This window comes from Enterobacter sp. 5-4, assembly GCF_000612205.1.
Classification (GTDB): Bacteria; Pseudomonadota; Gammaproteobacteria; order Enterobacterales; family Enterobacteriaceae; genus Enterobacter; species Enterobacter roggenkampii.
The window spans coordinates 402552-420465 of record NZ_JFHW01000019.1 but is presented as its reverse complement, the minus strand read 5'-3'; the positions used below and the strand labels follow the sequence as shown (position 1 = coordinate 420465).

Below are 17914 nucleotides of genomic sequence, written 5' to 3'. Positions count from 1 at the left end.
GATCAGCCGCCCATTGAGCGAGTAGAGGTGCCTGATGCACTGCGCTGCATACTGGTCTGTTTCGCCACAGACTCACCGAACCCGCCGCGGGTGATGGTGCTGGTGGTCGCAGGCTTCGGCGCCATCGCGGTTTTCGGTACGGTTACGGTGCGGCCCGGAGTCGCTGCGCCGTAGCCTTTACCGCTGGCATCGGTATATTGACCGTAAGCCGGGCTGGCCGGGTTTTTCGAGCTAAACAGCGGCTGCTGCTGGTAGCCCGCACCGCCGCCCATAAGACGGCCCATCATGTAGCCTGCCATCAGCGGCATCCAGAAGCTGCCGCTGGACTGCGCCTGTGCCTGATTTTCAGGTGCCGTGCCTGCCTGAGCCGGTGCTTGCTGGCACTGACCTTCACCAAATTCCGCTACGCAGTCTTCGCGTGAGGCATATTTCGGCGCGGTGCGTTCCGCTTCTTTCAGCGCGTTGGTGTAGGCCGTTTTACATTCGGCCGCTTTACCGGTGGCGGCGGAGCAGTCGTCCGCGTTTTGATACAGCGAAACCGTTTCATCGTTTTTCTCACAGCCTGCCAGCATAAAGACAGCGGTAACCGCCAGCGCAACAGGGGTGAGGTGACGTGCATTCCAGCTCTTGCGGAACGACGCGTGATTGATCGTTTTTGTCCGTTTCATGTTTGTCTTCCAGGACCCAGTGGTAATAACGCTCAGGATAGAGGATGAGTGGTTGAAAATGAAGCGAAGAGGGGCGGAATCAGGGGGATCTTTACGTTGGCTTACGTTCGAGGGGGATTTTGCGCCGGGTGGCGCTGCGCTTACCCGGCCTATGATTCAGTAGGCCCGATAAGCGAAGCGCTATCGGGCAATGCTTAGTTACGGAACGGATTGTTGCCCTTGCTGGCAGGCGCTGTGGTGCGCGCGGCAGCAGGCTGTGCAGCAGGGGGAGTGCCGTTAGCGTTGAAGTTATCAACCGCGGCAACCTGCTCCGGGTTCTCCGGTGCAACGCTGTCCGGAGAGGTGGAGACCGGCTTGCCCAGTGCGCTGTTCAGCATCTGCAGGTCTTGCTCGTTCAGCGTACCCAGAGCCTGCTTAATGTTCAGCTGGTTAATCAGGTACTGATAACGCGCGCTGGAGAGCTGCTGCTTCGCGTTGTACAGCGTGGTGGTGGCGTCGAGCACGTCAACGATAGTACGTGTACCGACCGAGTAACCCGCTTCCATCGCGTCCAGGGAGCTCTGTGCAGACACAACGGCCTGTTTATAGGCGTTGATGCTGCTGATTGAGGCGTTCACGTTGTTGAAGGATGAACGTACGGTCTGCACCACGTTACGATGGGCGCTTTCCAGCTGCTCGCTCGCGCCAACAAAGTTGTACTGCGCCTGTTTCACCTGGGAGTTAACCTGACCGCCCTGATACAGCGGCAGGGAGAAGCTCAGGCCCACTTTGTTCTGACCCATATTGCTGTCGTCATACTGGGCAGAATTGGTTTTAGAGCCACTGTAGGTGGTGTCAGAAACGCCGGTAGAGGCGCTCAGGCTCAGGGTTGGCAGATGGCCGTCCTGCGCCTGACGAATTTGCTCGCGGGCCAGGTCCTGGTTCAGACGCGCCTGCAGCAACGTCAGGTTGCGGTTTTCCGCCTCTTTCAGCAGGGCGTTAACGGCCTGCGGCTTATCCGTTTTGAAGCTGTCGACGTTCAGGGAGGCCAGCTCAGGATAGTAGTTCCCGGTCACCTGGCGCAGGGATTCCAGCGCGTTGTCGAGGTTGTTACGCGCGGTCACTTCGTTAGCCAGCACGGTGTCGTACTGTGAACGGGCGTTCTGCACGTCGGTGATCGCCACCAGACCCACGTTAAAGCGCTGGGTGGTTTGATCTAACTGACGGTAAATGGCCTGTTTCTGCGCTTCGGTGTAGGAGAGCGCGTCAATGGCGCTCAGCACATTGAAGTACGCCGTAGCTGTATTCAGGATCAGCGTCTGCTGGTCGGTCTGATAGGTCACATCCTGGATGCCCGCGCTTTTTTCCTGCAGGGTCAGGGCACGCCATTTGGACATATCAAACAGCGTCTGTGTTAATTGCAGTGAGGCACTGGTAGCATTGGAGTTTACGCCGTTAGCGTCGCGGAAACCGTTGCTGTAGGTATAATCTGCACCTAACCCTAACTGTGGCAGCAAGGGGCTACGCGCTTCGTTAATCTTTTCAAACGCAGCATCACGATCGGCCGCTGATTTACGTAAATCAGGGTTGCCCAGACGTGCCTGCTGGTAGACCTGTAACAGGTTTTCCGCCTGGCTCATTGCACTGAAGCCCGTCAGGCTCAGGCCGATAAGGATGGGGAGCAATTTCTTCATTTGCATTCCTTGTTGTGAAGCAGTATTAGCGCTGATCTAATTAAAAAATAATTGCCGATTCTAACAGAATCATCCACACCAAAAGGTTGGCGTTACGTGCCATCTGGCGGTAATTTGCACCAATCTATCATATAGCCTTACAAACGGCAGCCAAACAGCCTTGAAATTCACAATTTCATCACCATTGCTACCAGGACTCGACTCATGCAAAAACCAGAAAAGTTGCCCGTGACATTCGCCAAAAACGATGTAGAAATTATTGCACGAGAAACGCTTTATAGCGGTTTTTTTTCAATGGATCTTTACCGTTTCAGGCATCGCCTGTTTAACGGTGAAATGAGCGGCGAAATCAGACGCGAAATTTTTGAGCGCGGGCATGCGGCAGTCTTGCTACCCTTTGACCCAGTGCGTGACGAAGTCGTGCTGGTGGAACAGATCCGCATCGCCGCTTATGACGTCAGTGAGAGCCCGTGGCTGCTGGAGATGGTGGCCGGGATGATCGAAGAAGGCGAGACGGTTGAAGACGTCGCCCGGCGCGAGGCGCTGGAAGAGGCGGGGCTGGTGGTGGGCCGCACCAAATCGGTGTTGAGCTATCTGGCGAGTCCGGGTGGCACCAGCGAACGCTTATCCATTATGGTGGGCGAAGTGGACGCCACGACCGCAGAAGGCATTCACGGTCTGGCTGATGAAAACGAAGATATTCGGGTTCATGTGGTGAGCCGGGAACAGGCTTATCAGTGGGTAGAAGAGGGGAAAATCGACAACGCAGCGTCTGTCATCGCCCTGCAATGGCTGCAGCTGCATTATCAGACATTACGAAACGAGTGGAAAAAATGAAGCGCTATACGCCTGACTTCCCAGAAATGATGCGCCTGTGCGAAACCAATTTCGCACAATTGCGCCGCCTGCTGCCGAGAAACGACGCACCCGGCGAAACGGTAAGCTATCAGGTGAGCAACGCGCAGTATCGATTAACGATAACAGAATCAACGCGCTACACTACGCTGGTGGAGATTGAGCAAACGGCACCCAGCATTAGCTACTGGAGCCTGCCGTCGATGACGGTACGCCTCTATCACGACGCGATGGTCGCTGAAGTGTGTTCAAGCCAGCAGATCTTTCGCTTCAAGGCGCGGTATGATTACCCGAATAAAAAGTTGCATCAACGCGACGAAAAGCATCAAATTAACCAGTTTTTAGCCGACTGGCTAAGGTATTGTTTAGCACATGGAGCAATGGCGATTCCGGTTTGTTAGCGTCATAAACCTACCTAAGGACACCATTTGGAAAGCCTGTTGAACCTGACTGTTGCTGGTGGGGCGCCAGTCAGGATATTACAAATCACCGATACCCACCTTTTTGCCGAAAAGCATGAAACGCTGCTGGGGGTGAATACCTGGGAGAGTTATCAGGCGGTACTGAGCGCCATTCACGCTGAAAACCGTGCATGCGATCTGATTGTCGCAACGGGCGATCTGGCGCAGGACCAATCTTCCGCGGCCTACCAGCATTTTGCTGAAGGCATCGCGAGCTTTAGCGCGCCCTGCGTCTGGCTGCCGGGTAACCACGATTTTCAGCCCGCAATGTACAGTTCTCTCCAGGATGCGGGGATTTCTCCGGCGAAATGTGTTTTTGCGGGTGAACAGTGGCAGATCCTCCTGCTGGACAGCCAGGTGTTCGGCGTCCCGCACGGTGAACTCAGTGAGTTTCAGCTCGACTGGCTGGAGACCAAACTGGCTGCTGAACCTGAACGCCACACGCTGCTGTTGCTTCATCATCATCCTCTGCCAGCGGGCTGCAGCTGGCTCGATCAGCACAGCCTGCGCAACTCCGCGGCGCTGGATCGCGTGCTGGCGAAGTTCCCACGGGTGAAAAATCTGCTGTGTGGGCATATTCACCAGGAGCAGGATCTCGACTGGAACGGACGCCGCATGCTGGCGACGCCGTCGACCTGCGTTCAGTTTAAGCCGCACTGCGCCAACTTTACGCTGGATACCATCGCGCCAGGCTGGCGCTGGCTGGAACTGCATCCCGACGGCACGCTGACCACGGAAGTCTGCCGTTTGACCGGCGCACAGTTCCGCCCGGACACCGCTTCAGAAGGCTATTGATGTCTACGCTCCTTTATCTGCACGGATTCAACAGTTCGCCGCGCTCCGCAAAAGCGACACAGTTTCGCCAGTGGCTGAGCGAGCATCACCCTGACGTTGAGATGATTATCCCACAGCTGCCGCCTTACCCGGCAGAAGCCGCGGAAATGCTGGAATCCATCGTGCTTGCGCACGGCGGCGAAACCTTTGGTGTGGTCGGTTCATCGCTGGGGGGATATTACGCTACCTGGCTCTCGCAATGCTTTATGCTGCCCGCCGTGGTGGTTAATCCGGCGGTACGGCCATTTGAGCTGCTGCGGGACTTTCTTGGCGAAAACGAGAACCCCTACACCGGCCAGCAATATGTGCTAGAGTCACGCCATATTTACGATCTCAAAGTTATGCAGGTCGACCCGCTCGAGGCGCCGGATCTCATCTGGCTGCTGCAGCAGACGGGTGATGAAGTGCTGGATTACCGCCAGGCAGTGGCGTATTACGCCTCCTGCCGCCAGACTATAGAAGAGGGCGGAAACCATGCTTTCACGGGCTTTGAGAATCATTTCACCCAGATTGTCGATTTTCTTGGACTGCACAGCCACTGACAATCAATGCGAATTGCTAGTTTAAATCATGACGCAAACCTATAACGCTGATGCCATTGAGGTCCTCACCGGGCTTGAGCCGGTTCGCCGCCGCCCGGGGATGTACACCGATACGACGCGCCCAAACCATCTGGGCCAGGAAGTTATTGATAACAGTGTGGACGAAGCGCTGGCGGGCCATGCCAAACGCGTTGACGTCATTCTGCATGCCGATCAGTCGCTGGAAGTCATTGACGACGGGCGCGGCATGCCGGTGGATATCCACCCGGAAGAGGGCGTCCCGGCCGTTGAGCTGATCCTCTGTCGTCTGCATGCGGGCGGTAAGTTCTCCAACAAAAACTACCAGTTCTCCGGTGGCCTGCACGGCGTGGGGATTTCCGTCGTCAACGCCCTGTCCAAACGCGTGGAAGTGAACGTCCGTCGCGATGGTCAGGTCTACAACATCGCGTTTGAAAACGGCGAGAAGGTGCAGGATCTGCAGGTTGTCGGCACGTGCGGCAAACGCAACACCGGCACAAGCGTCCACTTCTGGCCTGACGAGAGTTTCTTCGACAGCCCGCGCTTTTCCGTATCCCGCCTGACGCACCTGCTGAAAGCCAAAGCGGTGCTTTGCCCGGGCGTGGAAATCACCTTTAAAGATCACGTTAACAATACCGAGCAGACCTGGTGCTACGCCGATGGCCTGAACGACTACCTGTGCGAAGCGGTAAACGGCCTGCCAACGCTGCCGGAAAAACCGTTCGTCGGCAACTTTAGCGGCGATACCGAAGCGGTGGACTGGGCGCTGCTGTGGCTGCCGGAAGGCGGCGAGCTGCTGACCGAAAGCTACGTTAACCTGATCCCCACTATGCTCGGCGGGACCCACGTCAACGGCCTGCGTCAGGGGCTGCTGGACGCGATGCGCGAATTCTGCGAATACCGTAATATCCTGCCGCGCGGCGTGAAGCTGTCGGCGGAAGATATCTGGGACCGCTGCGCCTACGTGCTCTCCGTGAAGATGCAGGATCCGCAGTTTGCCGGTCAGACCAAAGAACGTCTGTCGTCACGCCAGTGTGCGGCGTTCGTTTCCGGCGTGGTGAAAGATGCGTTTACCCTGTGGCTGAACCAGAACGTTCAGGCGGCAGAAATGCTGGCTGAAATGGCCATCTCCAGCGCCCAGCGTCGTCTGCGTGCGGCGAAAAAAGTGGTGCGTAAAAAGTTGACCAGCGGCCCTGCGCTGCCGGGCAAGCTGGCAGACTGTACCGCGCAGGATCTCAACCGCACCGAGCTGTTCCTCGTGGAAGGGGACTCGGCGGGCGGGTCGGCCAAGCAGGCGCGCGATCGTGAATATCAGGCGATCATGCCGCTCAAGGGTAAGATCCTGAACACCTGGGAAGTCTCGTCTGATGAAGTGCTGGCCTCGCAGGAAGTCCACGATATCTCGGTCGCGATCGGCATCGATCCGGACAGCGACGATCTGAGCCAGCTGCGCTACGGCAAGATCTGCATTCTCGCGGATGCGGACTCCGATGGTCTGCACATCGCCACGCTGCTGTGCGCGCTGTTTGTGAAGCACTTCCGCACGCTGGTGAAAAACGGTCACGTCTACGTGGCGCTGCCGCCGCTGTACCGTATCGACCTCGGCAAAGAGGTTTACTACGCCCTGACGGAAGAAGAGAAAGCGGGCGTGCTGGAACAGCTGAAGCGCAAGAAGGGCAAGCCGAACGTGCAGCGCTTTAAAGGGCTGGGCGAGATGAACCCGATGCAGCTGCGCGAAACGACGCTGGATCCGAACACGCGCCGTCTGGTGCAGCTGACGATCAGCGATGAAGACGAACAGCAGACCAACGCCATGATGGATATGCTCCTTGCCAAAAAACGTTCGGAAGACCGTCGTAACTGGCTGCAGGAGAAAGGCGATATGGCGGATATTGAGGCTTGATGCCCTCACCCTAACCCTCTCCCACAGGGAGAGGGAATGGATCGTAGGCCCGGTAAGCGCTAGCGCCACCGGGCTTTTTTACATCAAAACTCCATCTTCACCGTAAACTGCACTTCGCGAGGGTCGCCAATCTGGTTGCCCAGGTTGTTGGTCGCAATGGACGAGGTGTAGTAGGTCTTATCAAACAGGTTCTTCACGTTGACCTGCAGCGTCACCGGATACTGCAGCTTCATCTTATAGGCCGCAAAGGCATCCGCCACAAAATAGCCCGGCAGATAATAATCCGCGCCGTTGGTTGCTGAACGACGGCTCACGCCGTGTCCGCCGCCGCCCAACGTCAGGGTATTCCCGGCAAACGCATTATGAATGTCGTACGTCAGGAACAGGGAGCCGGTGTGGCGCGGCACATTCGGCAGCGGTTTGCCCGCGTAGTCCGGGTCTTCCAGCACCTTCGCGTCGGTATAGCCGTAGCTGGCGATAATATTGGTGTTCTCGGTCAGTGACCCGGCAAGATCCACCTCCACGCCCTGGGATCGCACGCGGCCCGCCGTTTTGGCGATGGTTTCACCTCCCACGCTTTCGTTGTACAGCACGTTGCGCTTGTGAATATCAAACAGCGCGATATTGGCGGTAATGCCGTTAAACAGGTCAAACTTGGCGCCCACTTCGTAAGCATTCGACGTTTCCGGAGGCAGATCGCCGATGTAGCTCGCAATGGACGACTGCGGCATAAACGTTTGCGAGTAGTTGGCAAACAGCGAGACCGCTGGCGTGAGCTTATAGACCAGCCCCAGCTTCGGCGTCCACTGTTCGTCGCGGCTGTTGGTGTTGACGTTGAACGGACGACCTTTACCCGCGTACTGGGTGTAATACTGATAGCGCATCCCGGCGACGGCGATCCACTTATCCGTCAGGTACAGGGCATCCTGCGCGTAGGCCGAATAACTCTCCTGTTTGAGCGTCTGGTCGCTGTCTGCGGCGGAGACGGTTGTACACTTGTTGAGTTTGCCGTAAACCGGATGGTAGATGTTGAAACCTTTGACGTTCTTACAGCGCATCATGTCCGTACGCAGCAAATCGTAATTCTCATACGACACGCCGGTTAGGATCTCATTGTAAAAGCCTGCAATATCCACATTCCCCTGCAGATCCGCGCGGGTGCTGTGCATGCGCTGGGTCGAGCCCTGGGTCGCATCCACGCGGCGGGTCAGGTTGCCGGTTTTTGCATCGTAGGCCATCACGCGGGCCTGGTTATCGCTGTATTTGTCCTGGCTGTAGCTGTAGTCGAACTTCGCGGTCCACTGGCTGTTAAGACGGTATTCCGCGTTCAGCTGCGCCAGATCGGACTGACCATCGGTCACGTTAAACGGCTCGTCAAAGCGGGTTTTGCGATCGACATCAACGGCTTTTTTAGTGTTGAGATCGAAGATCGTTCCGCGATCGAACGGCGTTTTATAGTCGCGATGCGAATAGAGCACGGTCACGGTGGCATCATCGCCGAACCAGGTGAGCGACGGGGCGATAAAGGTGCTGCGTTCGTTGCCAAAATTACGCCAGTAATCCTCGTCCTGATACTCACCCGTGAGGCGATACGCCAGACGCGTGCCGTCGATCGGGCCGGTCACATCGACCTGTCCGGTGCCGCCGCCAAAGCTGGAGGAGGTGGCGGACAGAGAACCACCGAAGGTTCTCTCCGGGCGTTTGGTGACGACGTTAATCAGGCCGCCCGGATCGAGAATGCCATACAGCGTTGAGGCCGGGCCTTTAAGCACCTCCACGCGCTCGGTGGCGGCGTTAAAGCTGCGCGGCAGGACGGTGCGCAGGCCGTTGGTCATGATCGAGCCGTCCCGGTTCGCGCCAAACCCGCGGCGCACGAAGGCATCCTGCGTACCGCCGAGGGTATTCGTCTGGACCACGTTGCTAACGTTGTAGAGCGCCTCATCCAGCGTGGTGGCGTGCTGATCCTCCAGCACTTTATCGCTGACGGTATTCACCACCTGCGGGATATCCAGCATCGGCATGTTGGTCAGCGTTGCGGTGGAGGTGTTCAGCGGCTGGTAGCCGTTGGTGGCTTCCGCCGGCGTATTTGGATCGGCAGTGACGGTAAGCGTTTCGCCGTCTTTAGCCGCGGTGGTGTCCGCCGCCTGGGCCAGCGGCGCCATAAACAGCAGTGAAAAGAGCGCGCGCCCTTTTACCCCAGAGAGTGAAGGTGTGAACGTAGCCATTACATCTGTTATCCCAAAATATCCGTGAATCACCTTCACGGAAGAATGTGTGAGTCATTGCCCTTTTATGCTCTGCTCGTTAGCCAGAACCGGCATCGAACATGTAATTGAGAATCATTCAATCATGCGGGAATGTAGTAGTAAATGAAAAATGATAAAAATCGGCTACATGCATGAAACGCAACGGGAAAGTACAAGGGTAATGAATTATTTAATTGAAAAATAATGATTTGTTAATTTTGTGGTCTGCACGGTAACGCTCCGTTACCCCTGGTTTTTTCAGGGTGTTTCTTCTCTTGACTACTACATGGCGTGGCGTCAAACTCTCAAAAGAGAATGATTTTTATTTATATTTGTTGCGCTTTTTTATTACGTTGGCGTTCACGTGGCTCACAACTCAAAACAACCGGGACTGGTTCTGGAGAACCTCTCTGCGGGCTATCAGAAAAAAATCATCGTTGATGATATCTCTCTTGCGATCCCCCAGCAGAAAATAACCGTTCTGGTGGGCGCAAACGGCTGCGGGAAATCCACGCTGTTGAGCACCATTGCGCGGCTGCTCCAGCCGCTTGGCGGCGCGGCGGTTCTCGACGGCAAGGCGATCCACGAGCAGCCGACCAAAGCCGTCGCCCGCCAGCTTGGTATTCTCCCGCAGTCCCCGCTGCTCCCGGAAGGGTTAACCGTTTTTGAGCTGGTCTCGCGCGGGCGCTTTCCCTGGCAAAACGTTATGCGCCAGTGGAGCGACGAGGACGAACTGGCGGTGGAAGAGGCCCTGCGCCTGACCGGCACGGCAGCGTTTGCCCATATGCCGGTGGAAAGCTTATCCGGCGGCCAGCGTCAGCGCTGCTGGATCGCCATGGCGCTGGCGCAGCAAACGCCGTATATCCTGCTGGATGAACCCACCACGTTCCTCGATCTTCGCTACCAGGTGGAGATCCTGGAACTGCTGCACGCCCTGACCCGCCAGCACGGGCGTACCGTGGTGGTGGTGCTGCACGATCTTAACTTTGCCGTGAACTACGGTGATTCCCTGGTCTTTTTACGCCAGGGAAAAGTCGAGGGGGTGTTACATGAAGGCGACGCCTGCACGCCGGAGCTGATCAAAACGGTGTTTGATGTGGACGTGCATATGTCCATCAACCCCTTGACCGGCAAACCGTTCTTTATGCCGTTTCGCCGGAGCCTTGAACAGCCATGATGCGCGCTTCTCTCGCCTTCCTGATGTTTACATTGCTGCTGGCGCTGGGCGCGATTGTGCATCTCGGTATCGGGGCGCGGTTTATCCCTCCCCGAACGGTAGTGGAGGCATTCTTTCACTTCGAACCGCGCAATTTCGACCATAACATCATCATCAGACTACGGCTGCTGCGCCTCTGCGCCGCAATGGTGACAGGCGCCGCGCTCGGCGTGGCGGGCGTGCTGCTGCAGTCCGTGATCCGCAACCCGCTCGGCGAGCCGCATATTCTGGGACTCAACGCCGGGGCAGCGCTGGCGGTGGTGATCGCCAGCGCACTTGGGCTGTCGCTGCCGTTTGGTCGCCCGCTGATTGCCGCCGCTGGTGCCGCCGCGCTGTTTCTGCTGGTGCTGATGTTCTCCTCGACCGGTCGCACCGGGCTCACGCCGATGAAGGTCACCCTGTGCGGCGTGGCGATGTCGGCGTTTGCCTCGTCGATTACCGCCGCGGTGTTAATCCTGGATGAACAGACGCTGCTCTCTCTGCGCACCTGGCTGGCGGGTGATATCGCCGGGATCAACGCGCAGATGCTCCAGAGCGCCCTGTGGGCTGCAGCCGCTGGTTTTGTTCTTGCTATCGGGCTGTCGCCCTCGCTCAACATGCTGGCGCTGGGCGACAGAATGGCGCAGGGGCTTGGCGTGTCGCTGCTGAAAACCCGCCTCCTTGCCCTGCTGGCCATCGCGCTGCTCTGCGGCGCGGCCGTCTCCCTCGCCGGACCGATTGGCTTTATCGGCCTTGTGGTACCGCAGCTCATTCGCCGTCTGGTGTCGGTCGATTTACGCGCGATGGTGCCGCTGTCGGCCCTCTGCGGTGCGCTGGTGCTGCTGCTGGCGGATATCGCTGCCCGCACGCTGTTTACCCCCTGGGAGCTGGCAACCGGCATCATGACGGCCCTGGTCGGCGCGCCCGTGTTCATCCTTATGGCCTCGAGGATGTTCAAATGAACCGGGCCGGGCTCCGCGCGATCCGTGTTGGTCGCCTGTCGGCGCTGGTTCGCCCGAAGGCGCTGGCGTACCTGTCGCTTTTCGCGCTGATGGCGCTAGGCCTGCTGGGCTTTGGCCTGACGCACGGTTCTCTACCCATTCCCGCCTCTGCCATCGGGCGGGCGCTGTTTTCGCCTGAAACTTTGACGGCGGAGACGCGCTACGTCGTGATGGATATCCGCCTGCCGCGCCTGCTGATGGCGGTGCTGTGCGGCGCGATGCTCGGGATGGCGGGGGCGGCGATGCAGTCCATCACCCGCAACGGTCTGGCTGACCCGGGGCTTATCGGCGTGAAGGAGGGCTGTAGCGCGGCGGTACTGCTGCTGATTTTTCAGTTCCCGGCGCTGAGCCTGGCCTGGCGTCCGCTGGTTGGCATGGCCGGTGGGCTGCTCACCGCGCTGCTGGTGATCGTCCTCGCGCGCGATATCTCGCGCCCGCGGTTCATTCTGATCGGCATCGGCGTGTCGTGGGCGTTTGCCGCGGCGATGGGCGTTTTTATCACCACCGCCGACGTGCGCGACGTGCAGACGGCGATGCTGTGGCTGGCGGGCAGCCTGCACGCGGCAAACTGGACGCTGGTGGGGCTGGCCGCGCTCTGGGCTGCCCCCGCGTTTGCGCTGCTGCTCTTTACCGCGCGGGCAGCGGACGTGGCGCTGCTCGGCAATCAGGCCGCCGCGGGCCTTGGCGTGCGCACAACCCGGCTGGCACTGCTGCGGGTTCTCGCCCCGGTAGTGCTGACGGCGGCCTGCGTCTCCTGCGTGGGCAGCATTGGCTTCGTGGGGCTGATTGCCCCACATATGGCGCGCCTGCTGCTGCGCGGTGGTCAGACCGCGCTCCTGACGGGAAGCGCCGTGCTGGGCGCGCTGCTGGTGCTGCTGGCGGATAACGTCGGACGTCTGGCATTCCTCCCGCTGCAGCTGCCGGCGGGAATTGTCATTTCATTGATTGGCGGACCGTTTTTCCTGCTGCTGCTCTGGCAGCGCCGGGACAGATTTTAGGGGATTATGATGCGCGTACTGTTTTCGATGCTGTTGCTGGTGGGGTTCGCGGTGAGCGCGGCGGAGCCGACGCAGGTCTTTACCGACGATCTGAACCGCAAGGTGGTGGTGCCGGTGCACCCGAAACGGATTGTCTCCTTACACGATCTGGACATCACCATTCCGCTGATTGAGCTTGGCGTGCCGCCGGTGGCGAGCCATGGCCGCACGCGGCCGGACGGCAGCCATTTTCTGCGCTCCAGCGGCATGTTAACCGGCGTCGACTTCGATAATTCCGATATCAAATTTATCGGCACGGCGGATATTGACATCGAAGCCATCGCCGCCGCCAAACCTGACCTGATCGTTACCGAGCCGACCCGCAACACGCCGGTGGAACAATTAGCGAAAATTGCCCCGACGGTGAGCATCGATCATCTCGACGGCGGCGCGCCGGAAATCTACCGCAAGCTGGCTCAGCTGACAGGAACGCAGGCGCGGCTCAAGGTTCTGGAGCGGCGATATCAGGAGCAAATCAAGGCGCTGAAGGCGACCATCGACACGCGCAAAATCACCGTATCGGTGATTCAGGCCAATCAGGGGAAAATCAACGCCATGCACAGCTACCACTCGCTGGGCCGCGTTCTGCGCGACGCCGGATTCAAATTCCCGCCGCTGATTGAGTCCATCCCGGAAGGGGGGCGCATCGACGTCAGCGCCGAGCGCCTGCCGGAGCTGGATGCCGATTTCGTCTTTGCTACCTGGCGCGGGGATACGGGCGGTAAACCGCAGGACGAGCTGGCCGCGATGGAGGCGGTGATGCCGGGCTGGTGTCAGTTCCTGACTGCCTGCCGAACCGGGCATTATGTGCTGATCTCGCGTGAAGAGGCGATCTCGAATTCGTTCGCGTCTTTAGGGCTGATGGCCGCGCAGGTGCAGTCGCAGATTGCCGGGCGTCCGCTGCCGGAGGCCTCACGGTGATCCGCAAAGAGAAGGGGCGCATGGATGTCTATGGCGACCGCTTTCGCGCGCGGGCGCATCAGCTGACGCCGCGTCTGCTGCAGGTCGCACGCTATATCCATGACAACCGCGAAGCGGTGATGGAGCAGACCGCCATGGAGATTGCCGCCGTAGTGAAAACCTCGGATGCCACGGTGGTCCGCGCCATACAGGCGCTGGGGTTCGCCGGGCTGCGCGATCTCAAGCAGACGCTGGAGCAGTGGTTTGGCCCGGTGGTCACCTCCAGCGAAAAGATGTCCACCACGGTGAACACGCTCGCCAGCGACGTCAACGCGAGCATTGATTTCGTGCTGGAGGGACATCAGCACACCTGCGAGGTGTTATCCGAGCCCCACAACCGCTACGCGATGGCGCAGGCGGTCTCACTGCTGGCGCAGGCAAGGCAGGTTGCCATATTTGGCATTGGCGCCTCCGGCATTCTGGCCGAGTACACTGCCAGGCTGTTCAGCCGTATGGGGTTACCCGCCACGCCGCTCAACCGTACCGGGATCGGGCTTGCCGAACAGCTGATTGCGCTTCAGCGCGGTGACGTGCTGGTGATGATGGCGCAGAAATCCGCGCACCGGGAAGGGCAAACCACCCTGCGTGAAGCAAAACGTCTGGGCATTCCCACCATCCTGCTGACCAACGCCCTTGATTCGCGTTTCAGTAAGGAGGCCAGCGTGGTGATCCACGTTCCGCGCGGCGGTGAAAAGGGTAAAATCCCGCTCCACGGCACGGTGCTGCTCTGTCTGGAGATGATCATTTTGTCCGTCGCCGCCACCGAACCGCAGCGCACCATCAAGTCAATGAAGCGCATCAACGAACTCCATCGCGGGTTAAAGCCGGGGAAGAAAAGCAGCTAAAAACAACAAAGCCCGGTGGCGCTAGCGCTTACCGGGCCTACGGTTCAGGTTTTGTAGGCCGGGTAAACGCAGTGCCACCCGGCAAATTCCACGAACTTAAACCCCTTGCTCCAGGATGCGGATGTGGGTTTCCAGCACGTCGCCCTTCACCGCGTCGCTCCACGCTTTCATGTGCGCGGTCTGCAGATGCGCTTCAAGATGCGCGACGGTTTCCCACTGCTCAACCATGATGATCGAGTCCGGCGCGGTAGCCTGGAAGCTGGCATCAGTGGCGGCATCCACCATCGGCGCGTAGCCGTGGCAGCCTTCTTCTTTCAGTACGGTCGGGATAATTTTCGCGAACTGATCCAGCACCGCCTGGCGGTGATGTTGACCTGGACGAGTACGGATTTCTGCGATAACGGTAAGCATGTTTACTACTCCTTTAATTCCAGGCTACCAGTTAAGCAAAAATTTTCGCGAGATGCTTGCGATATTCTGCGATATAGCTCGGGACATCAGGCATTTTAATCACGTCGTTGACGATAAAGGTCGGCAGCGGATCCATGCCCAGGAACTGATTAGCCTTGTGGAACGGCAGGTACGCGCCGTCCACGCCCACGCCTTCGAAGAACTGATCTTTCTCGGTGAAGGCTTCCAGCGGGGCGTTCCAGGTCAGTGACAGCATATATTTTTTGCCCTGAATCAGGCCGCCTGAACCGTATTTTTTGGACGCGTCAGAGCGGGTGCGGCCATCGCTGGCATACAGCGAGCCATGACCTTCCGTGAACACGTCGTCCATGTATTTTTTCACGGTCCACGGCGCGCCCATCCACCAGCCTGGCATCTGCCAGATCACCACGTCAGCCCACAGGAAGTTCTGTACTTCGGCCTTCACGTCGTAGTCGCTGTCCGCGCGCACGACCTTAACATCATGCCCGGCGTCGCGCAGGAAACCGTCCGCGACCTCGGTCAGGGTGTCATTCAGCTGGCCTTTAGAGTGCGCAAATTCTTTTGCACCGTTAATAATCAGAATGTTGCTCATTTTTTGTCCTCGACGATGAGAGTATGCCGGGTATTCTACGCGCGAGGACGGAGCGGAAAAATGAGCAAAATGTGCAAAGTCTTTTGCTGGAGATGCAATAATCCGCTACCAGCTGACCTTCACCTCAAAGCCGCCTTCCGCCGCATTGCTCAGCGAGACGTGCATCCCGTGCAGCGCGGCAATGCGCCTGACGATAGAAAGCCCCAGCCCGCTGCCCGTGGCGTTCTGGCCCGGTGGACGATAAAAACGCTCGCCGATGCGCGCCAGCACCTCGGGGTCAACGCCGGGACCGTTGTCGCGCACGCTAAAGCTACGCGCGTCCAGCGTCACGTCCACCACGCTGCCGCGTGGGCTGTAGCGGATGGCGTTGTCCAACAGGTTGCGCACCAGCAGGCTGAGCAGCAGGGGCTGCCCCTGACGTTTGACCTGCGGGGCATGGTTGATGAGGCGAATATCAATCCCTGCCTGCTGCGCCGGATGCCAGATATCCAGCACCGCCGACTGCAGTAAATCGGCAAGCGTGATCGGTTCGACATCGTCAAGGTTATCCAGCGAGTCCAGACGCGACAGGGTGAGGAGCTGATCCACCAGCCGCGAAGCGCGGTCGATTCCCGCATGCAGCTGTGCCAGCGCTTTTTCCCGCGCCTGCGGATCGTCCTGCGAGAGCTGCGCCACGTCAGTTTGCACCTTCAGGGCCGCCAGCGGGCTGCGCAGCTCGTGGGCGGCATCGGACGTAAAGCGGCGCTCGCGGGTCATCATCTCCTGGGTACGTGCGAAGAGGTGATTCAGCGCGTCGAGCAGGGGGCGCACTTCCGTGGGCACACCCTGAAGCACAAGCGCATCGGTCGCATCCGGCGAGCGGGAGCGCAGGGTCTGCGCCAGCTTTTTGAGCGGCCTCAGCTCCCGGCTCAGGAGGAGAACCAGCAAAAGCAGCATCACCGGCAGCGCCACCAGCCAGGGCGTGAGCTGCGAGCTGACCACGTCCAGCGCCATATCCTGGCGGTACTCCCACTCCTGACCGACCACCACGCGGTATTTCCCGTCGGGTGAGGTCAGCCACAGGAAACGCCATTCGTCGTTGTCGTCCTGGAGCTGTCCGTTAGCAAACCCGTCGCGGCGATAGTGGTACGGAATATCGCGCCCGTTCTCGCCGTCGTTCAGGAGCATTTTGCCCTCGACGCTGTAAATGGCGAAAGCCAGCGCGTCGTCATCGAGACGGCCATGCTTCACTTTTTTCGGGATCTCGCGCATCCGCTCGGGGGCGCGGATCTCGTCCAGCTCCATCGTCAGCAGCCGTTTGGCAAACAGCATCTGCTGCGTGTCAAAGAGCTTATCCAGCTTGTGGGTGGTCTGCTGCCAGGCCACCAGGCTGGCGGCAAACCATGCCGTCAGGGAGAGCGCTAAAAAGAGGAGCGTCAGGCGCAGCTTCAGGCTCAGGCGTTGCGTCAGCTTCATGCGTCACCCAGGGTATAGCCGATGCCGTGCACGGTGCGGATAAACTCGCTGCCAAGCTTGCGGCGCAGATGATGAACGTGGACTTCTACCGCGTTGCTGGAGACGTCGTCGTCCCAGGTATACAGTTTTTCCTCAATCGTCTTGCGAGGGAGCACGCGGCCTGCATTGCGCATCAGCAGTTCCAGCAGCGCGAACTCTTTCGGCTTCAGCGTCAGCGGTTCACCGTCCTGCGTGGCGACGAGACGGGTCGGATCGAGCGTGACCTTGCCGTGGCGTAGCTCGCTATGCGTCTGGCCGTGGCTGCGGCGGACCAGCGCCTCGAGGCGGGCACCCACTTCAATCAGCGCGAACGGCTTGCAGAGATAATCATCCGCGCCAAGACGCAGCCCTTCCACGCGCTGGTTAAGCGCATCCCGCGCGGTCAGGATCAATACCGGCTCGCTGCGCCCGCTTTCGCGCCACGCGCGCAGGATGTCCAGACCGTCGATTTCCGGCAGCGTCAGATCCAGCACCACGGCATCATAGGGCGCAGACGCGAGCGCGGCCTGACCGGTTTTACCGTCGGTAAACCAGTCCACGCTAAAGCCCATTTTGCTTAAACCCGCCCTGATACCGTCGCCGATTAACGTGTCGTCTTCTACCAGTAAAATGCGCATATTCCCTCCTTGATGCCGTCAGTAAACCCTCTGTAAGCGCCTGCTGTACAGCAATAATAAATAAATTTTTCCCTTAAGAAGTTGTTAAGGATTACCCTGTTTAATGGACTGCGAAACCAGATTAAAGGGAGAGTTAATATGAAAAAATTCGCTGCCATTGCCGCCATCATGATGATGGCCACTGCCCCCGTTTTTGCCGCGCAGGGCGGATTTAACGGTCCGTCGGCCACGCAAACCCAGACCCAGACGCAGGCAGGCGGTTTTGTCGATAACGAAGCCAACCTCACCACCGCGGTGAAGGTAAAAGAGATGAAGGACGACAGCTGGGTGAAGCTGCGCGGGAACATCACCCAGCGCCTGTCCGATGACCGCTACACCTTCCGCGATGAGACCGGCACGGTGAACGTGGAAATTGACCACAAGCGCTGGAACGGCGTGACCGTCACCCCGCAGGATAAAGTGGAAATCCAGGGCAAGGTCGATAAAGAGTGGAACGATTTTGAAATCGACGTGAAGCAGGTCATTAAGCTGAACAAATAAC

18 protein-coding genes are annotated in these 17914 nt (G+C 58.7%); 11 read left to right on the top strand and 7 right to left on the bottom strand.

What is annotated here, in order from left to right; translation table 11 throughout:
• Positions 1-2: 2 nt before the first annotated feature.
• Complete coding sequence (locus AA74_RS0112380; protein WP_008502972.1) at positions 3-668, bottom strand: DUF1190 family protein; 666 nt, start codon at positions 666-668, stop codon at positions 3-5.
• Between the two features lie 194 nt (positions 669-862).
• Positions 863-2341 carry an outer membrane channel protein TolC gene (gene tolC / locus AA74_RS0112370; protein WP_025912506.1) on the bottom strand — a complete coding sequence of 493 codons (1479 nt, stop codon included), beginning with the start codon at positions 2339-2341 and terminating at the stop codon, positions 863-865.
• 204 nt (positions 2342-2545) lie between these two features.
• Here tolC and nudF point away from each other — a divergent pair, with 204 nt between their 5' ends.
• Genes nudF through parE form a run of 5 tightly spaced genes read left to right on the top strand, consistent with a single transcriptional unit; the run spans position 2546 to position 6954 of the window.
• Positions 2546-3178 carry an ADP-ribose diphosphatase gene (gene nudF / locus AA74_RS0112365; RefSeq protein ID WP_025912505.1) on the top strand — a complete coding sequence of 211 codons (633 nt, stop codon included), beginning with the start codon at positions 2546-2548 and terminating at the stop codon, positions 3176-3178.
• On the top strand, positions 3175-3597 hold the full coding sequence (locus AA74_RS0112360) for a DUF1249 family protein (RefSeq protein WP_003862516.1): 423 nt from the start codon (positions 3175-3177) through the stop codon (positions 3595-3597). The genes nudF and AA74_RS0112360 overlap by 4 nt, the downstream gene beginning before the upstream one ends.
• A 27-nt stretch (positions 3598-3624) precedes the next feature.
• A complete protein-coding gene (gene cpdA / locus AA74_RS0112355; protein ID WP_008502975.1) occupies positions 3625-4452 on the top strand; it encodes a 3',5'-cyclic-AMP phosphodiesterase in 828 nt (275 codons plus the stop codon).
• On the top strand, positions 4452-5033 hold the full coding sequence (gene yqiA, locus AA74_RS0112350) for an esterase YqiA (RefSeq protein WP_008502976.1): 582 nt from the start codon (positions 4452-4454) through the stop codon (positions 5031-5033). Before cpdA ends, yqiA begins: the two co-directional genes overlap by 1 nt.
• 28 nt (positions 5034-5061) lie before the next feature.
• Positions 5062-6954: a DNA topoisomerase IV subunit B gene (gene parE / locus AA74_RS0112345; protein WP_008502977.1), complete on the top strand. Its 1893-nt coding sequence runs from the start codon at positions 5062-5064 to the stop codon at positions 6952-6954.
• Positions 6955-7037: 83 nt separating this feature from the next.
• On the opposite strand, the gene AA74_RS0112340 is transcribed toward parE, so the two are convergent.
• Positions 7038-9179, bottom strand: coding sequence for a TonB-dependent siderophore receptor (locus tag AA74_RS0112340; RefSeq protein ID WP_025912504.1), 2142 nt, complete (start codon positions 9177-9179; stop codon positions 7038-7040).
• Between the two features lie 385 nt (positions 9180-9564).
• Here AA74_RS0112340 and AA74_RS0112335 point away from each other — a divergent pair, with 385 nt between their 5' ends.
• Genes AA74_RS0112335 through AA74_RS0112315 form a run of 5 tightly spaced genes read left to right on the top strand, consistent with a single transcriptional unit; the run spans position 9565 to position 14238 of the window.
• Positions 9565-10377, top strand: coding sequence for an ABC transporter ATP-binding protein (locus tag AA74_RS0112335; protein ID WP_025912503.1), 813 nt, complete (start codon positions 9565-9567; stop codon positions 10375-10377).
• Positions 10374-11357 carry an iron ABC transporter permease gene (locus AA74_RS0112330; protein ID WP_025912502.1) on the top strand — a complete coding sequence of 328 codons (984 nt, stop codon included), beginning with the start codon at positions 10374-10376 and terminating at the stop codon, positions 11355-11357. The genes AA74_RS0112335 and AA74_RS0112330 overlap by 4 nt, the downstream gene beginning before the upstream one ends.
• Positions 11354-12394 carry an iron ABC transporter permease gene (locus AA74_RS0112325; protein ID WP_025912501.1) on the top strand — a complete coding sequence of 347 codons (1041 nt, stop codon included), beginning with the start codon at positions 11354-11356 and terminating at the stop codon, positions 12392-12394. The genes AA74_RS0112330 and AA74_RS0112325 overlap by 4 nt, the downstream gene beginning before the upstream one ends.
• Positions 12395-12403: 9 nt before the next feature.
• Positions 12404-13354 carry an iron-siderophore ABC transporter substrate-binding protein gene (locus AA74_RS0112320; protein ID WP_025912500.1) on the top strand — a complete coding sequence of 317 codons (951 nt, stop codon included), beginning with the start codon at positions 12404-12406 and terminating at the stop codon, positions 13352-13354.
• On the top strand, positions 13351-14238 hold the full coding sequence (locus AA74_RS0112315; RefSeq protein WP_025912499.1) for a MurR/RpiR family transcriptional regulator: 888 nt from the start codon (positions 13351-13353) through the stop codon (positions 14236-14238). The genes AA74_RS0112320 and AA74_RS0112315 overlap by 4 nt, the downstream gene beginning before the upstream one ends.
• 96 nt (positions 14239-14334) lie before the next feature.
• Here the strand turns inward: AA74_RS0112315 and AA74_RS0112310 are convergent, their stop codons facing one another.
• From AA74_RS0112310 to qseB, 4 genes are all read right to left on the bottom strand, one after another.
• The gene (locus AA74_RS0112310) at positions 14335-14649 is read right to left on the bottom strand and encodes a putative quinol monooxygenase (RefSeq protein ID WP_008502984.1); all 315 of its coding nucleotides are present in this window, start codon (positions 14647-14649) and stop codon (positions 14335-14337) included.
• 31 nt (positions 14650-14680) lie between these two features.
• On the bottom strand, positions 14681-15262 hold the full coding sequence (locus tag AA74_RS0112305; protein ID WP_025912498.1) for an NAD(P)H-dependent oxidoreductase: 582 nt from the start codon (positions 15260-15262) through the stop codon (positions 14681-14683).
• A 105-nt stretch (positions 15263-15367) separates the two neighbouring features.
• A complete protein-coding gene (qseC, locus tag AA74_RS0112300; RefSeq protein WP_025912497.1) occupies positions 15368-16717 on the bottom strand; it encodes a quorum sensing histidine kinase QseC in 1350 nt (449 codons plus the stop codon).
• Positions 16714-17373 carry a quorum sensing response regulator transcription factor QseB gene (qseB, locus tag AA74_RS0112295; RefSeq protein WP_025912496.1) on the bottom strand — a complete coding sequence of 220 codons (660 nt, stop codon included), beginning with the start codon at positions 17371-17373 and terminating at the stop codon, positions 16714-16716. Before qseB ends, qseC begins: the two co-directional genes overlap by 4 nt.
• Before the next feature lie 138 nt (positions 17374-17511).
• Between qseB and AA74_RS0112290 the strand changes: the two genes are divergently transcribed.
• On the top strand, positions 17512-17913 hold the full coding sequence (locus AA74_RS0112290; RefSeq protein WP_025912495.1) for a YgiW/YdeI family stress tolerance OB fold protein: 402 nt from the start codon (positions 17512-17514) through the stop codon (positions 17911-17913).
• The last annotated feature ends 1 nt before the right edge of the window (position 17914 follow it).

Coding starts and splice junctions, on each gene's coding strand:
- AA74_RS0112305 (WP_025912498.1), bottom strand. CDS start 15,262: ATGAGCAACATTCTGATTATTAACGGTGCAAAAGAATTTGCGCACTCT.
- AA74_RS0112325 (WP_025912501.1), top strand. CDS start 11,354: ATGAACCGGGCCGGGCTCCGCGCGATCCGTGTTGGTCGCCTGTCGGCG.
- nudF (WP_025912505.1), top strand. CDS start 2,546: ATGCAAAAACCAGAAAAGTTGCCCGTGACATTCGCCAAAAACGATGTA.
- AA74_RS0112310 (WP_008502984.1), bottom strand. CDS start 14,649: ATGCTTACCGTTATCGCAGAAATCCGTACTCGTCCAGGTCAACATCAC.
- qseC (WP_025912497.1), bottom strand. CDS start 16,717: ATGAAGCTGACGCAACGCCTGAGCCTGAAGCTGCGCCTGACGCTCCTC.
- AA74_RS0112380 (WP_008502972.1), bottom strand. CDS start 668: ATGAAACGGACAAAAACGATCAATCACGCGTCGTTCCGCAAGAGCTGG.
- tolC (WP_025912506.1), bottom strand. CDS start 2,341: ATGAAGAAATTGCTCCCCATCCTTATCGGCCTGAGCCTGACGGGCTTC.
- AA74_RS0112290 (WP_025912495.1), top strand. CDS start 17,512: ATGAAAAAATTCGCTGCCATTGCCGCCATCATGATGATGGCCACTGCC.
- AA74_RS0112330 (WP_025912502.1), top strand. CDS start 10,374: ATGATGCGCGCTTCTCTCGCCTTCCTGATGTTTACATTGCTGCTGGCG.
- AA74_RS0112320 (WP_025912500.1), top strand. CDS start 12,404: ATGCGCGTACTGTTTTCGATGCTGTTGCTGGTGGGGTTCGCGGTGAGC.
- parE (WP_008502977.1), top strand. CDS start 5,062: ATGACGCAAACCTATAACGCTGATGCCATTGAGGTCCTCACCGGGCTT.
- qseB (WP_025912496.1), bottom strand. CDS start 17,373: ATGCGCATTTTACTGGTAGAAGACGACACGTTAATCGGCGACGGTATC.
- AA74_RS0112340 (WP_025912504.1), bottom strand. CDS start 9,179: ATGGCTACGTTCACACCTTCACTCTCTGGGGTAAAAGGGCGCGCGCTC.
- yqiA (WP_008502976.1), top strand. CDS start 4,452: ATGTCTACGCTCCTTTATCTGCACGGATTCAACAGTTCGCCGCGCTCC.
- AA74_RS0112360 (WP_003862516.1), top strand. CDS start 3,175: ATGAAGCGCTATACGCCTGACTTCCCAGAAATGATGCGCCTGTGCGAA.